The 14,987-nt window shown below is 47.7% G+C and carries 15 protein-coding genes; 7 read left to right on the top strand and 8 right to left on the bottom strand.

Annotation, left to right across the window (positions count from 1 at the left end; translation table 11 throughout):
- The first annotated feature begins 175 nt into the window (after positions 1 to 175).
- The 5 genes from cobO (at position 176) to V7051_RS11220 (ending at position 3,733) form a co-directional block, all read left to right on the top strand.
- Complete coding sequence (cobO, locus tag V7051_RS11200; RefSeq protein ID WP_333875050.1) at positions 176 to 712, top strand: cob(I)yrinic acid a,c-diamide adenosyltransferase; 537 nt, start codon at positions 176 to 178, stop codon at positions 710 to 712.
- A 143-nt stretch (positions 713 to 855) separates the two neighbouring features.
- Entirely contained in the window at positions 856 to 1,227 is a 372-nt protein-coding gene (locus V7051_RS11205) for a hypothetical protein (protein ID WP_333875051.1), read from the top strand.
- 175 nt (positions 1,228 to 1,402) lie between these two features.
- Positions 1,403 to 1,738 carry a cold shock domain-containing protein gene (locus V7051_RS11210; RefSeq protein ID WP_333875052.1) on the top strand — a complete coding sequence of 112 codons (336 nt, stop codon included), beginning with the start codon at positions 1,403 to 1,405 and terminating at the stop codon, positions 1,736 to 1,738.
- 136 nt (positions 1,739 to 1,874) lie between these two features.
- Positions 1,875 to 2,930: an AI-2E family transporter gene (locus tag V7051_RS11215; RefSeq protein ID WP_333875053.1), complete on the top strand. Its 1,056-nt coding sequence runs from the start codon at positions 1,875 to 1,877 to the stop codon at positions 2,928 to 2,930.
- Between the two features lie 5 nt (positions 2,931 to 2,935).
- Entirely contained in the window at positions 2,936 to 3,733 is a 798-nt protein-coding gene (locus V7051_RS11220) for a DUF3530 family protein (RefSeq protein WP_333875054.1), read from the top strand.
- A 125-nt stretch (positions 3,734 to 3,858) separates the two neighbouring features.
- Here the strand turns inward: V7051_RS11220 and V7051_RS11225 are convergent, their stop codons facing one another.
- From V7051_RS11225 to asnB, 8 genes are all read right to left on the bottom strand, one after another.
- Positions 3,859 to 4,431 carry a serine O-acetyltransferase gene (locus V7051_RS11225; RefSeq protein ID WP_333875055.1) on the bottom strand — a complete coding sequence of 191 codons (573 nt, stop codon included), beginning with the start codon at positions 4,429 to 4,431 and terminating at the stop codon, positions 3,859 to 3,861.
- Positions 4,432 to 5,175: a hypothetical protein gene (locus tag V7051_RS11230; protein WP_333875056.1), complete on the bottom strand. Its 744-nt coding sequence runs from the start codon at positions 5,173 to 5,175 to the stop codon at positions 4,432 to 4,434.
- A complete protein-coding gene (locus tag V7051_RS11235) occupies positions 5,172 to 6,008 on the bottom strand; it encodes a hypothetical protein (protein WP_333875057.1) in 837 nt (278 codons plus the stop codon). Before V7051_RS11235 ends, V7051_RS11230 begins: the two co-directional genes overlap by 4 nt.
- Positions 6,009 to 6,043: 35 nt before the next feature.
- Positions 6,044 to 7,078, bottom strand: a complete 1,035-nt coding sequence (nadE, locus tag V7051_RS11240) for an NAD(+) synthase (protein ID WP_333875058.1) — start codon at positions 7,076 to 7,078, stop codon at positions 6,044 to 6,046.
- Between the two features lie 109 nt (positions 7,079 to 7,187).
- Complete coding sequence (gene prmC, locus V7051_RS11245) at positions 7,188 to 8,084, bottom strand: peptide chain release factor N(5)-glutamine methyltransferase (protein WP_333875059.1); 897 nt, start codon at positions 8,082 to 8,084, stop codon at positions 7,188 to 7,190.
- 27 nt (positions 8,085 to 8,111) lie between these two features.
- Positions 8,112 to 9,653, bottom strand: coding sequence for a class I adenylate-forming enzyme family protein (locus tag V7051_RS11250; RefSeq protein ID WP_333875060.1), 1,542 nt, complete (start codon positions 9,651 to 9,653; stop codon positions 8,112 to 8,114).
- Positions 9,654 to 9,668: 15 nt separating this feature from the next.
- The gene (locus tag V7051_RS11255) at positions 9,669 to 9,923 is read right to left on the bottom strand and encodes an acyl carrier protein (protein WP_333875061.1); all 255 of its coding nucleotides are present in this window, start codon (positions 9,921 to 9,923) and stop codon (positions 9,669 to 9,671) included.
- 15 nt (positions 9,924 to 9,938) lie between these two features.
- Positions 9,939 to 11,909 (bottom strand): asparagine synthase (glutamine-hydrolyzing), encoded by a 1,971-nt coding sequence (gene asnB, locus V7051_RS11260; RefSeq protein ID WP_333875062.1) that lies wholly within the window; start codon positions 11,907 to 11,909, stop codon positions 9,939 to 9,941.
- A 438-nt stretch (positions 11,910 to 12,347) separates the two neighbouring features.
- On the opposite strand from asnB, the gene lepA reads away from it, so the two are divergent.
- Together lepA and lepB are read left to right on the top strand one after the other, a co-directional pair.
- Positions 12,348 to 14,147 carry a translation elongation factor 4 gene (lepA, locus tag V7051_RS11265; protein WP_333875063.1) on the top strand — a complete coding sequence of 600 codons (1,800 nt, stop codon included), beginning with the start codon at positions 12,348 to 12,350 and terminating at the stop codon, positions 14,145 to 14,147.
- Positions 14,148 to 14,210: 63 nt separating this feature from the next.
- Positions 14,211 to 14,987 carry a signal peptidase I gene (lepB, locus tag V7051_RS11270; protein WP_333875064.1) on the top strand — a complete coding sequence of 259 codons (777 nt, stop codon included), beginning with the start codon at positions 14,211 to 14,213 and terminating at the stop codon, positions 14,985 to 14,987.

Raw genomic sequence — 14,987 nt, forward strand, 5'->3', positions numbered from 1 at the left:
TTATCACACTTAATCATGGCTGTTGGACAACAATAAGCTGTCACTCGACCGGTGAAGCTACTTCAATTCATTCTGTTCGAATAATCTCTCAAGATTCTCTGGTCATTTGTTTTGAAGCCGATTCAGGCGATAATGCCATTGCTAAGATAGGCACTCAAATTAAGGAATAACGATTATGAAATCCAGAGATAGACGGCGGGGACTGGTTTTAGTCAATACCGGCTCGGGAAAGGGGAAATCTTCCAGCGCGTTGGGCATGGTTTTTCGCGCCGCAGGCTGGGATATGAAAGTTTGCGTCATTCAGTATATTAAGGGGCAATGGCAAACCGGCGAACAAAAAGCCGCCGAACGCTTCGATAATATCGAATGGCATGCGTTGGGCGACGGTTTTACCTGGGATACTAAAAATCCCGAGCAGGATATTAAAACCAGCCGGGAAATTTGGGAATTCAGTAAGGCCAAGATAATGTCTGAAGAATTCGATGTGGTGCTGCTGGATGAGATCAATTACTGCTGCGGCTACAACTGGATTTCAGGCCAGGAAATAGCCGATTTTATCCGCGATGAAAAACCGTTCTGGATGCATCTCATCTTGACCGGTCGTAATGCTGCCCCCGAAGTTATAGAAGTTGCCGATACCGTAACCGAGATGACCAAGATAAAACACGCTTATGAGCAAGGTATCAAGGCTGAACAGGGGATTGAGTTTTAAAAAGTGTGATTGAGGCAGGGCTCAAGATTTTGAAGCGGAGCATCAAAGGTGTTGAGGATAAATGATACATATAGAATTTTTAAGGTAAATACGCCGGGCAACCTGTAAAATGACGAGTGATTGTCACAACTAGGAGAAGAAAAATGTCTGAAGCACAAAAAATCATGATGGCTGTTGCAGCAGTTTTTGTAATAGGCTTTGTTATGGTCGGCTTAAGTAAAGAAGAACAGCCTATTGAACAAGTAGAAGCCGCAGCAAAGATTAGAAACAATGTTGCAATGCAAACGATGGCCGGTGAAAAATGTCCCCCGAAAATCAAGGAAGCAACAGGAGAGCAAGTATTTTTCCCTTCTGAAGTCGTGAGCGATAAGGAAACTTATGTGACTTTGAAATGGGTGGGCGAAAATGCTGATAAAGGCGGATTCAAAAACGCATCATGTACATTACACGCGTCTCTGGGAGGAATCTCGGAGCTGATTATCGATGATAAGGTCATCATAAAGAAAAAAATGTAAGTTAATGGAAAATGGGTTGGATAATCTGTTTTGCCGGTCATGCGTGATCATCAATCTGGAATATGCCTTGTTTATTCAGCCTGAAGAATTTCTGTAAAGCTTGGACACTGCAAGGCTAACGCTCCTTAATCTATATTCATGTAGGTAAGGCTAAAATAACAAAAAAGAAATTTTTATGACAAAAACAATGATTAAAGGAGTTTTAAAAACATGGAAAGAAGATCGGGGATTTGGCTTTATTAGCCCTGATGATGGTGGCAAGGATATTTTTATACATATCTCGGCGCTCAAGGGAACGAGTCGTCGCCCGGTAACTGGCGATGTTATTTATTACCAGATTGCAAGAGATAATCGGGGCAAGTTCAAAGCGGTTAATGCAAATATTGAAGGCGTGGAAATTCTGGAAGACAAAGCACCAGGCTTTCTCGATCCCAAGAAAGGTATTGTGCTGATAGTGCTGGCTTTAGTGGCTATTGCGGCTGCGGTTGTTGCTCTCAACTTAAAGCCTTAATTGTATTTTTTATAAATCAACACTAGATGCTTCGCCTGAAGTGTCTAGTGTTAATAGACGATAGATTGCTCGGTGTTGTGGCGCTGACTGAACGGTACTAATCCACTATAAATACCTATCACATTAAGGATTTGTAATGACCGATTCACAAAAATGGCTGGTTTTTGCTTTTATCTCAGGTTTGGCAGGGTTGCTTTATCTGTTAGCCCCAGTGTTGATGCCATTCGCATTCGCAGTGATGCTGGCTTACTTAGGCGATCCGCTAACCGATAAGTTGGAAACCTACCGATTATCCAGGACCAATGCCGTGCTGGTGGTTTTTTCCGGAATGACTCTGGTTTTGGTTTTAGTCTTACTGCTGCTTGTGCCTCTTCTGGAGTCTCAGGTGGAGAATTTCTTGAATAACCTGCCCGCCTATGCTGCATGGTTGAATGAGACTGTCATTCCCTGGACGCAGACTCGATTTCATTTGGGCATCAGGCCGATTAATCTCAACCAGATTGTTAACCTTGTTAAAAGTCACTGGGAGCAAGCGGGCGGTGTTGCGGCGTCGATAATGAGTTCGGTTTCGTATTCCGGCGGGGTGATAGCCGAGTGGCTGATGAATCTGTTGTTAATTCCGGTGGTTACTTTCTATTTATTGCGCGATTGGGATAGCCTGATTGCTAAAGTTCATGATTTATTACCCCGGCGAATAGCACCTACTGCGGCCAAACTTGCCCGCGAAGTTGATACGGTATTGGGGGCTTTTGTCCGGGGCCAGCTTTATGTGATGTTGGCTTTGGGCAGTATTTACAGCATCGGGCTATGGATGACCGGCCTCGATTTGGCTTTGTTGATAGGCATGTTGGCCGGACTGGTCAGTTTTGTGCCTTATCTGGGCTCAATCGTCGGTATTGTGACCGCCTGTATAGCGACCTTGGTTCAATTTCATGAATTAATACAGCTTGTGCCGGTCGCCATCGTTTTTGTCATCGGTCAATCTCTGGAAGGCATGGTGTTAACGCCGTTGCTGGTAGGCGATAAAATCGGCTTGCATCCGGTGGCTGTCATGTTTGCGGTATTGGCAGGCGGGCAGTTATTTGGTTTTTTGGGTATCTTGCTGGCATTGCCTGTCGCTTCGATCATTATGGTATTGTTACGGCATGTGCATGATTTATATCGATACAGCGATTTTTACAGACGGCAATGAGCCTGATGAAATTATTCAGATCAGTTGTTTTTGTCCTTTGCATACTGCACTTGCCTGGTCAGGCGTGCTTGGCCGGTGATGATAAGCGGGAGGCCGATTTTGCCGAAAGCATTAACAAGACTATGACAATAGGCAAGGCGGTCTGGCTGGAGTCCGAAGGGAAAAAGTTTCTTGGTCTTTATACCGAAACAGAGAAAGTATTAGGCCATGGCGTTGCTATTATTGTCCATGATATGGATAGTCATCCCGATCAGCAGCAGCTGATTTACGGTTTAAGGACTCTTTTACCCGAACATAATTGGGCGACACTGTCGCTGCAAATGCCGCTTAGGGAAGTCGGCGTGGAAAAGGAAGAATATTACGCCTTATTTCCTGAGGCGGCGGCGCGGATTCAGGCGGGGATTGACTATGTCAAGGGCAATGGCGCAGGAAGTGTTGTTGTGGTCGGTTACGGCTTAGGCAGCTTGATGGCTATTTATGCGCTGGCTGAGCAGGCGGCGGATATTAAAGCATTGGTGGCTATTAGTTTGCCGGTGCCGACAACCGAAAACAAAGCGGCCCAAACGCTGGCGTTTATCAAGAAAGTCAAAGTGCCGATGCTGGATATTTATGGCGCGTTAGATGTACCGGATGTTACAGCAAGCGCCAGGGAACGACGCTTGGCTGCAAAAGATAATACCGGTTACCGGCAAATTAAAATCAATGATGAAGGTCACGCTTATCTGCATGATGAAGGTTTGCTGGTTAAGCGGGTTTATAGTTGGCTGGGTGTGACAGCAGGGGCGGCTTTAGCCACCAAATGATCTATGGTATGAAATCTTTATTTAACACACTGTAGCGGCATGGAAATTCCCGACAGGGAGTTCGAGTGACGGGGATTGCTCCGATATGATGACGTTTAAAAGGGGCGAACAGGGCAGGGAAGAGGCTACTTCACGAAAAATCCACGATTATTGTAATTCCGTTGGGTAATACGGCTCGGATTGCCGAGTACTAGGCAGTGGTGAGGTATGTCCTGAGTAATCACGGTGCCAGGGCCAATGCTGGCACCATCTCCCACGCTGATATCAGCGCATATTTGTGCATGGGCACCAATAAACACCCCTTTGCCAATCACCGGTCCTCTATCCATACCCTCGGCTGGCCCCAACTTGACCTGCTGATAAATGGTGCAACCAGACCCAATACGGCAATTTCTTACCTCAATCCCCCCGAAGTGATTAATATAGAAACCGGCAGCAATATCCGCACTTTGATCCAGATAGATACCATAGGCCTTGCGTATATAAACTGACAGCACCCAGTAAGCTGGGTAAAAAGGCGTAGCAACTGCCCAGCCGAAGCGGTGTCTGCGTATACTGCTCAGCCAGCGTCCAAAGCGGTATATTATCAGAGCCTGAAGTCCCTCATTTATCCTCAGTAAACGCAGAACATCAACTACTCGTAGGGCCTTTTCCTCACGAAGAACACGCATCGTGTCTGCATGGATATTTTTGAACATTTAATCTCCTCCAGCCCGCTTAGCATTCACATACTGTAGGGCATCAATATCCTGGCGCGTGCGCAATTCGGAATTGTCAAAATTCCTCAATACCAATCGTGCGGGATTGCCCTGCATTACAACGCCTGCGGGGATGCTTTTGGAAAGCACGGTGCCAGGCAGCAGCGTGGCGCCCTCACCAATAGTAATAGCACCGTAAACCACACAATCTGAGCCAATCCATACATTGCGCCCAATCTGTGGGCGTCCATTATTAACATGGCTCATACCGATGGTCACTCGCGTACCAATCACTGTCCCTTCGCCCGTTTTTAGAGCTCCGAAAATAATATGTCCTTGGTCGGAAAAGCAAACGCCTCCTTCGATTTCAATGTCCTGGGCAATTTCACTCTTTGTGTTGATCTTAATTGCCCATCTCAGAGGTACAAGAAAAATCGACATGACGCGCCAGAACCACTCGCGATCACTGTTATGCTCACGCTTTAAATGCAACCAGCGATTGATGCGATACATCAAGATTAGCTGCAAACCCGGGGAAATTGCCAGCAACCATAAGCGTGAAGCCTGATTTACGGGGCGATTCAGCCGGCAACGCATATGGGCAACATCGATGTCCCTATTGATCTTGCCGCCTATTTGCCAATGAGAGAGCTGATTAAGTGTAGAAAGGTGGAAGCTAACAACATCTGCCCGCGTTCTTTGATGCAAATGGACAGTGTCAATGTCCTTGGCTAACCGGCTCATCTTGACACCTGCTTGGCAGCGACAGAGCTGACAAAATCTAAAAAGGCGGTGGCGACCAGCTCTTGACCGCGTTCGTTGAGGTGGCCGCCATCAGTTGTAAGCTCAGGGCATAATGTCTCGACCGTTTGACCATTCACCTCTGCCCGGCAGTATTTGCCGGCCGATTCAGCCTCGGTCCGGGCAAGGTCAAACAAGCGACCCGTCATAAGGTACCGCTCACGAAGCTGCGTATTAAACTCCGCACGCTTGACATTCTCTAGATACTCACTTGGTTGCTTGCCTACAAGCTGTTTGATCCATGCCTTTGGGCCGGTTTGCACCGCCGTTAACGGTACGGTAACCGCCACGAAGCTTGTGTTCGGATGCCGTTGAGCCAAGGATTCAAGGCTGGCGATATAAGCATTTGCCACTTGCCGGGCATCGGTAACGGCATTGAAGTCGGCATAGCATAACTTCATCATGGCCACATCCGCCCCTTGGGCGGCACCGGCGTCAATGGCGGCAGCAAAATCATGGATCTTGGATATCGGATCACCGTTACTGCCGATAGGAAAATGACTAATACCCTCCACAGCCGGGGTCGTCCGCTGTTCGTGAATATCAAGATTGACTCTGTCCCTGGCGGCCAGTCGCTCTACACCGTTAAGAATATTCCAGCCTACCGACTGGTGACCGAAAACCACTCTCTTTTTTTCCAGTGCCTGCCATTCCGACCCGCTAATTTGCGTTGATGTCATCAAGGGTTCCTCGCGTTTGGATTGATTACATCCAGATAGGGCCAGCATTGTCAGCGCAACCAGCAACCACATTCTACGTATATTTGTCTGCGTCATATTCGCCTCCATTTAACGTTTTCAATAGTTTAGTTTCAGCCAAGCACAGGTGGTTTAGTTTTTGGGCCAATTACAGGTTCAATTGCAATTGCAGGCCAGTGCAGCATAGCCGTGGTTTTACGTTTGGCTTCGATGTCATGGTAAATAAGTTTTGCTTGGTCAAGACTAATGCCTAACTCCTCGGCTAGCTGAGAGGCCGCTTTGCCGCTGTTGTGAGCCAGTAAAGCAATGTCCATTTTGTCGTAAGGTAGCGCAAAATAGAATTCGTCTTGTCCTTGTGCCATGCTGTAGGTATCGGTAGTGGGCGGAGCGTTGCATATATCTTCAGGAAGCCCCAGATAACGCGCCAGGGCGTAGACCTGGGTTTTATATAAATGCGCAATGGGTTTTACATCGGCAGAACCATCGCCGTTTTTTACAAAAAAACCTTGATCGTATTCCAGGCGGTTGGGCGTGCCGATGACTGCATAGTGCAAACGGTCTGCATGAAAATACTCAATAGTTTTGCGCACCCGTTGTTTGAAATTAGTGGCAGCGACGATTTGCAGGTAATTTTTCGAATCCAGCCTCTCCTCGAATAATTGCCCATCCGGTGATTGCACCACGAGTTTGAAATAGTTGAAAGTCCCTGCCTGTCCACCGGAGATCACGATTTTGTTTTTCCATCCGGTGGTATAGGTCGGAAAAACGGCACGGATGGCTTCGTCGCGCCACTGGTAGCAACCCAAAGCATCCAATGTGGAGGCAATATCGAACTCCTCGTAGGCGATGCCGAGTTGTTTTGCCACCATACGGCCGCGGATAGTGCTTTCGGAGGCGGAATCGCGCTCAGGCAATAGCAAGCCGAAAACACGTTCGGGCCCGACCGCACGCACGGCCAATGCGGCACAGACCGCGCTGTCTACTCCACCTGAAATAGCGATAATCAGTCCGCGGCGGTGCAGGTGACTGCGTAACAATTCACGCAGGCGCTCGGCAATTTTAGAGATTTCAGCAGCTTCGTCGAGCTTGAGATCCGCAGTAAGATTTATGGGGACACTTCTCAATGTAGTATTAAGATTTATAGACATCGTAAATTCCTCAGCAATGAATTATTCTAATTTTGCGAGCGAGGAGAACTATTAAAATAATTCGCTCAGCATTATGTATACAAACAATATTCCGATTGGGCGAAGAGGATTATGTTTGAGCTAATATCACTCGTATAGTCCCTAAATCGTCAGAAACTGATTCAATCTGTTGGTAAAGCCCGCTTCTTTCGCATAACCGGGAAATGAATAATCCTTGCCCGGCTCCGACTTCAAAAATTAACCATCCCGACTTTGTTAAAAGTTTTGGCGCTTCACGGATTAACCTCTGGATCAGGTTGATGCCCATGACGCCTCCATCAAAGGCTAGAGCGGGTTCGTGGTCTGATATTTCTTTATCCATTTTGGGAACATTAACGCTTGATATATAGGGCGGATTGCAAACAATCAGGTCTATTTTTTCTTGGTATTCTTTGGTTTCAAAAGCGGATAATAAATCTCCCTGTTTGGCATTTACCCGGTGGTTGAGATTTAAAAATGAAATATTTTCTTGTGCGAGATCAACGGCCTCTTGAGAAAGATCGGTTGCATAAACAGAAGCGTTAATATTGTGGCTTGCGATGGCTAAACCTAAATTTCCGCTACCGCAACAGACGTCAATAATATTGACGGCTTGCTTTTCTTTAGCGATTTCCAACGAAAGAAGAAGCGCTTTTTTCCCTAAAAGCTCGGTTTCTTTTCTGGGAATAAGCGCTCTTCTGTCGCATAAGAGTTCAATATCCATAAAGTACTGTCGTCCTGTTATATACGCGAGAGGTGCGCCGTCCAGCCTTTGATTGATTAAGTCAAAGAGTATGTTTTTTTGTTCTTCCGTTAACGCCGGTAAGGGGTGTTTCGCCGCCATTTCAACCGATTTCTGAAGCCCACAAGCCGCAAACCCCAAGGCTTTCAAGGATGACTCAATGTTTTCTTCCGGTTTATCTTCAAGTAAATGAATTTTGTTTTCAAAGCCGGGCTTTATTAAGTTGTATAGTTCTTCATTATTCAAAAACATATTCTTTAGCTCCGTAATGTTTCAAGAAAGCATAGCGGTGAGTGCTTTTTTGTCGGTCTTGTTGTTCGCGCTTTTAGGTAGTTCAGGCAGAATCGTTACATATTTGGGCACCATGAAAGCTTCCAGCTTATCGCCGCACAATTTCTTGATCCGGCCTTCACTAAGGTCGCTGTTTTCCATCACGCTGACAAAAGCTATGACGGCTTGTCCTAATAAGAGATCCGGAATGCCGAGTACGACGGCTTCGCGAATGCCTTGAATACCATAGAGAACAGTTTCAACTTCAAGCGGGCTGATTTTTTCGCCACGGCTTTTGATGATGTCATCAGTGCGGCCGATGAAGTAAAGGTAGCCATCCTCATCAACGGTGAATAAATCATGAGTGCAAAGTAAGCGCTCGCCGGGCAGCGAACCGGGCTTAAGCATGTGGGCGGATTTTTCCGGTTGGTTCCAATAACCGAGCATCACATGAGAGCCGCGTACATAAAGCGTACCTACTTCGCCGGGTTTGACCGGCTGGCCGGCATCATCAAGCACCATGACTTCTGTGCCGGGGATGGCGATGCCTACAGACTCCGGCTTTCGCTCGATTTGTTCCGGAGGCAGGTAGCTTACGCGCTTGCATTCGGTAAGACCGTACATGCGGTAGATATCGGCGTTCGGAAATATTTCACGCAACCGGGTATTGAAATTGGCCGGAAGAGCGGCAGCCGTGTTGGTGACGCGCCGCACGTTCTCGAAACATAGCGGTTGGCGCTCATGAGCGGCCAATAACATGGCGAAAATAGTGGGCACTCCAGGAAAAACCGTAACGCCTTCTGTTTCCATCACATTGAGCACCTGCGCCGGGTAGGTGAACGAACGTTCAAGCACCAAAGCGGAGCCGGTGTAGACTGTCATTAGCCATTGATACAGGCCATAATCGAAAGCTAGCGGCAGTACGCACAGCAAGCGGTCGGTTCCGTCCAAACGCAGGTATTCAACCAGGCTTTGCAGGGCGAACAGCATGGATTGATGGGTGTGCATCACTCCTTTAGGTTCGCCGGTGCTGCCCGAGGTATAAATCAGCGAGGCCAGATCCAGTGAGATCGCCGACTGCGGAGGTGGAGTGGTCGGCATATCGGTTAATGCATTGTCCAAGCTTTCCATGTCCGCCGACAAGGTTCCGATTCCGCCCGCACACAATACCCGTAACGTTGGCAACTGCTCTGCCACCGGGCCGAACACGCGCAGGAGATTCGGCTCGCTGAGCAGCACTCGAGCGTTCGAATCACCGAGAATGAATGCCAGTTTATCGCGTTTGGTTTGGGCATTAATGACGACAAAGACTCCGTCGGCTAATAGAACGCCGTATATCGACAAAGCACATTGCCAGGTGTTGTCCATGAAAATCGCCACCCGGTCACCTCGGCGGACGCCACGCGTGCGCAAAGCATGAGCCAAGCGGCACGCATAATCCTTCACTTCTTGATAGCTCATTCTTACATCGCCCGCAATCAGGGCGGTACGATCCGGATGGCGGGCGGCCGTAGTGAGCAAGGTATTTTGCAATAGTCGGGACATAGCGATCACCTTTCTTCAGGCAGCAACAGCCTGAGCCTGTTTGCTCTGAACAAAAGCAATCAGGTTATCTACTGAATCAAGATTGGCCGGAAGCATTTCATCGTCGTTGACTCTGATGCCAAAGGTCTCTTCAATGAAAAGTATGATTTCCATAACGCCGGTAGAATCTATAATGCCCCCGTCAAGAAAGGAATCGTTATCTTGTATAGCTGATTCATCTTCGGTGAACAGGAGGTTTTCCAAAATGTATTGTTTGATAGTTTTTTTCATAGCTATAGCCTAATGTCAGGTTAACGAAAGATAAGAGCTGCCTGATTGGCTGGCAGTCTGAGAAAATTGTTCAATAAAAAAATAATGACACAACTGTGTAGAAAGAACGCCTACTAGCGCCATGTTATCTTTGTAGGCAATTGAACTGCCGCGTTTCGCCTTCTTAAGTAAAAAACCGACTTTTTGAGCGTCAAAATATCCGTAACGCTTAAGCTTTTCTTCGCTTAACAAATCAGTCACATAGGCCGGTGGATGTGAGGAAAAAAAGGCGGGTATGTCCGGGGCGCGGTAGGGTTGTTTGTGGCGCTCAAGGATTTGCCGGGGTAATTGGCTTTTCATGGCTTGCTTAAAGAGGTACTTCTCGTTCAGCGCGCGCATCTTCAAACGTGGATTCAGGCGGTTGGCGAACTCAATAACGCGATGGTCCAAAAACGGGAAACGCCCTTCCACTGAGTTGGCCATCAGCATACGGTCTCCCTGGGAACATAATAAATAGTCACCCATCAGTGTTTTTGCTTCCAGATATTGCGCGCGGTTGAACGAATGCCAGCGGTCGAAACCAATCGGTAATTGCTCGGTCAGGCGGTCGACAGCATTCTCACGCAACCTGGAGTTGAGCTCTTCCGAGAAAAAAACCTTGCATTGGGTCGTAGTGAACCATCGGGGAAGGTGGCTGAATCCCGGCTGGTTCGGTTTATCCAAGCCGATACTGTAGAAACTTTGCAAGTAAGACTTAGCCTGGGCGCCGGAGGTTTCCAGGTAGGGATACAGTGCTTTGAGCAGTAGAGGGCGCCATTCGGACTGAGGGTGGCGGGCCCAGAATTGGCGGATTTTGTCTTCCTTAAATAGGTCATAGCCGCCTAAGGCTTCATCGGCGCCTTCGCCGGTCAGAACTACCTTGTAACCTGAGGCGCGCACCAAGCCGGACAGCTGTCTCATCGGTGTGGGGGCTGTGCGTAGAATAGCTGTTTCGGCGTGAAAAATAGTGGCGGGAAAGTTTTCGGCAATATCGCTGTTTTGGCAGAGTATTCGGCTGTTTTCAACGCCAAGATGTTCGATCATTTGCTTCTGAAAGACCGATTCGTCAAGCGACTGTTCTTCGAAACCAATAGAGAAGGTCTTGAGCGGTGCGTCTGAGTGACGACGGATCAACGCTACCAATGCTGAGGAATCGAGCCCTCCCGAAAGATAGGCGCCGACCGGTACATCTGCGCGCAGACGGATGGACGTTGCATCGGCCAGCAGGTCATACAATTGCTCGGCCAGATCGGCGTCCGAACCGTGATGATAGTCATCCTGCTCGGGGAAACGCCAATCCCAATAGATTGATTCGCTCAAGCAGCCGTTTTCCAATGCCAATATATGCCCGGGCGGCACTTCGAAGATATCTTCAAACAGGGTATTAGGGCTGCGCGGCGCCCAGAAGGTGAATATCTGGTCCAGTGCGGTCGGGGAAATGCGCGGCGCTTCCGACAATTGAGGCAATAAGGCTTTGATTTCAGATGCAAACAGCAACCTATCGCCTTGGCGCGTATAAAAAAGCGGTAAAATACCGACTCGATCGCGAATTAACAGCAAACGTCGGCGGCTGTTATCCCAAAGCGCGATTGCAAATTGGCCGTTCAGGTGTTGCACAAAGTCGTCGCCGTATTGTTCATAGGCATGAACGATGACCTCGGTATCACTGTGAGTGTGGAAGCTGTGCCCGTCTTTGAGTAAAGTCTTGCGCAGCTCAAGATAATTGAATATCTCGCCGTTGAATGTGACCCATACCGTCTTATCTTCGTTGTGCATTGGCTGAGCGCCGCCGGCAAGGTCGATGATACTGAGCCGGGTATGGCCCAATCCAACTTGTTGGCTGGGATCAAGATAAACACCGCTACCGTCCGGACCTCGATGGGCCAGGAAAGGCAACATGCTTCGCACATCCTCCTCACTAATTTTGGTCTGCCTTGAGAGGGCGGCAATACCATTAATTCCACACATGCTAATTCCTTAGATTTCGTTATGCTTAAAATATTACTCTTTGAATATCATATGAAAACCAATGACTTTAGAATTATTCTAAGTAAAAAAAATGAAAAAAAACATAAGTGCAAATACTAGGAAGTTGTCGAATTTAAGAAAAAATTAATTTAGTCGTAGTAAGTCTTAATCTATATGCATGAGGTTGAAGCAAGAGAGTACCACTGTACATACAAGCACAAATCCCCTTGGGATTGATGATGAAAGTAGGCTTTGAGTAAGTCTAAATCTGTTACAATGTCCAGCTAACACAGGTGTGCAAATACATGACGGCAAGCAGTGTGAGGATGTTGTCTGTATGGGGGTAATTAAGGGGCGGAAGCTTTGCGGGGCACGTCTTTATTGATACTTAGTATTTGGCGCAATGCATTAACACTATCATAACAAGTTGAAATATAAGTGGATTTAAAACATATAAGAAATTTTTCCATTATCGCTCATATCGATCATGGTAAATCGACGCTTGCGGATCGTTTTATTCAAATCTGCGGCGGTTTAAGCGCCAGGGAAATGTCGGCACAAGTGCTTGATTCGATGGATATTGAGAAAGAGCGCGGCATTACTATTAAGGCTCAGAGCGTCACGCTGGATTTTAAGGCGAAAGACGGCGAGACTTACCAGCTTAATTTCATCGATACGCCTGGGCATGTCGATTTTTCTTATGAAGTTTCCAGGTCGTTAGCGGCTTGCGAAGGTGCGTTGCTCGTTGTCGATGCGGCTCAGGGCGTTGAGGCGCAAAGCGTCGCCAACTGTTATACGGCGATAGAGCAGGGACTGGAAGTGGTGCCGGTGCTGAACAAAATCGATTTGCCTTCAGCGGAACCCGAGCGGGTACAGGCTGAGATTGAAGAAGTGATAGGAATCCCTGCCGACGAAGCGCTGATGATCAGCGCTAAAACCGGTCTGGGCGTTGAGGATGTGCTGGAACAACTGGTGCTTAAAGTTCCGCCGCCTGAAGGCAACACTGCCGGTCCGTTACAGGCGTTGATTATCGATTCCTGGTTTGACAGCTATCTGGGCGTGGTGTCGCTGGTCAGGATTATGCATGGCAGTATCCGCAGAAAGCAAAAGATCACCATCATGTCCACCGGCAAGTCGTTTATAGCCGAAAAAGTCGGTGTTTTTACCCCCAAACGGCTGGAAAAAGACATTTTAAATACCGGCGAAGTCGGCTATGTCGTGGCCGGTATTAAAGATATTTTCGGCGCGCCGGTAGGGGATACCATCACCTGGACCGATAACCCGGCAACCGAACAGCTCACCGGATTTCAACGGGTACAGCCGCGCGTTTTTGCCGGTTTGTATCCCGTCAGTTCGGATCATTATGAGGATTTGCGCGAGGCGCTCAACAAGTTGAATCTCAATGATGCTTCCTTGCACTTTGAGCCTGAAACGTCGCAGGCTCTAGGTTTTGGTTTCCGTTGCGGTTTTCTCGGTATGTTGCATATGGAGATCGTGCAGGAGCGCTTGGAAAGGGAATACGATGTTGACCTGATTACGACAGCGCCTACCGTTATCTATGAAGTCATTACCCAGAACGACCAGGTTTTGATGATCGATAATCCGGCTAAATTACCGGATATGGGAACCATCAAGGAAATCAGGGAGCCTATTATTCGGGCTAATATCTTGGTGCCGCAGGCCTATCTGGGCGGCGTGATCACGTTGTGTATAGAAAAACGCGGCGTGCAGAAAGACATGCAATATGTCGGCAGGCAAGTATCGCTGCATTATGAAATGCCGTTGAGCGAAGTGGTGCTGGATTTCTTCGATCGTTTAAAATCGGTGAGTCGGGGCTTTGCATCGTTTGACTACGAGTTTTTGCGTTTTCAGCCGGCCGAACTGGTCAAGCTGGACGTTTTAATCAATGCTGAAAAGGTGGATGCCCTGTCTATTATCGTGCATCGGGATCTAAGTCATAACCGGGGCAGGGATCTGGTTGAAAAGATGAAAGACCTGATTCCACGGCAAATGTATGAGGTTGCGATACAGGCAGCCATCGGCTCCAAGGTTATTGCCCGCTCCACCGTTAAAGCGATGCGAAAAAATGTGATTGCGAAATGTTACGGCGGCGATATCAGCCGTAAGAAAAAGCTGCTCGAAAAGCAAAAAGCCGGAAAAAAACGTATGAAGCAGGTCGGTAATATCGAGATTCCTCAAGAGGCATTCCTGGCCGTTTTACAGCTTAACAAAGAATAACTTGGACTTTGGCTCATCAGGGCAATCACAAGGGATTGCCCATACACTTTGAAGACATATACTATGGATTACGATTTCTCCTTTTTTCTTGTCGTCGCCACGCTGATTACCGGTGTAATTTGGGGCGGATATTTACTGGTACTCAAATCAAGAGGGGAGGTTTTTGATGAAGAAAATGAACCCATATTGGTAGAGTATGCGCGTTCTTTTTTTCCGGTTGTATTGATTGTGTTGCTTCTGCGTTCATTCATAGCCGAGCCTTTTCGCATACCTTCCGCATCGATGATGCCGACTTTACTGATCGGCGATTTTATTCTGGTAAACAAGTTCACCTACGGCATACGCTTGCCGGTTATCAATAAAAAAATCATTGAGTTGAACGAGCCCAAACGCGGGGATATTGTGGTTTTTCGTTATCCCAAAGACCCGACTGTCGATTACATCAAACGTGTGATCGGCTTGCCGGGCGACCGGGTCGCTTATTACGATAAAAAACTGCACATTAACGGCGTTCCGATCAATCAAGTTTCTCTGGGGCGCTATCAGGGCGTAGGTCAAGGCGAGGATATGACCGGGAATGAGCATTTGTTGGAAGATCTGACCGGCGTTGAGCATAGCATTTTGATAAGGAATGGCGCAGCCTCTGCCGAAGGCGTGTATGTCGTGCCGAAAGGGAGCTATTTTGTGATGGGTGATAACCGTGATAACAGCAACGATAGTCGTTACTGGGGTACGGTTCCTGAAGAAAACCTGGTTGGAAAAGCATTTTTTATCTGGATGAGTTGGGATTGGCAAAATAAAGGTGTCGGTCTTGACCGCATTGGCACAGTGTTGAAATAA

Source organism: Methylobacter sp. (genome assembly GCF_036845245.1).
Classification (GTDB): domain Bacteria; phylum Pseudomonadota; class Gammaproteobacteria; order Methylococcales; family Methylomonadaceae; genus Methylobacter_A.

Coding starts and splice junctions, on each gene's coding strand:
- cobO (WP_333875050.1), top strand. CDS start 176: ATGAAATCCAGAGATAGACGGCGGGGACTGGTTTTAGTCAATACCGGC.
- V7051_RS11205 (WP_333875051.1), top strand. CDS start 856: ATGTCTGAAGCACAAAAAATCATGATGGCTGTTGCAGCAGTTTTTGTA.
- V7051_RS11210 (WP_333875052.1), top strand. CDS start 1,403: ATGACAAAAACAATGATTAAAGGAGTTTTAAAAACATGGAAAGAAGAT.
- V7051_RS11215 (WP_333875053.1), top strand. CDS start 1,875: ATGACCGATTCACAAAAATGGCTGGTTTTTGCTTTTATCTCAGGTTTG.
- V7051_RS11220 (WP_333875054.1), top strand. CDS start 2,936: ATGAAATTATTCAGATCAGTTGTTTTTGTCCTTTGCATACTGCACTTG.
- V7051_RS11225 (WP_333875055.1), bottom strand. CDS start 4,431: ATGTTCAAAAATATCCATGCAGACACGATGCGTGTTCTTCGTGAGGAA.
- V7051_RS11230 (WP_333875056.1), bottom strand. CDS start 5,175: ATGAGCCGGTTAGCCAAGGACATTGACACTGTCCATTTGCATCAAAGA.
- V7051_RS11235 (WP_333875057.1), bottom strand. CDS start 6,008: ATGACGCAGACAAATATACGTAGAATGTGGTTGCTGGTTGCGCTGACA.
- nadE (WP_333875058.1), bottom strand. CDS start 7,078: ATGTCTATAAATCTTAATACTACATTGAGAAGTGTCCCCATAAATCTT.
- V7051_RS11250 (WP_333875060.1), bottom strand. CDS start 9,653: ATGTCCCGACTATTGCAAAATACCTTGCTCACTACGGCCGCCCGCCAT.
- V7051_RS11255 (WP_333875061.1), bottom strand. CDS start 9,923: ATGAAAAAAACTATCAAACAATACATTTTGGAAAACCTCCTGTTCACC.
- asnB (WP_333875062.1), bottom strand. CDS start 11,909: ATGTGTGGAATTAATGGTATTGCCGCCCTCTCAAGGCAGACCAAAATT.
- lepB (WP_333875064.1), top strand. CDS start 14,211: ATGGATTACGATTTCTCCTTTTTTCTTGTCGTCGCCACGCTGATTACC.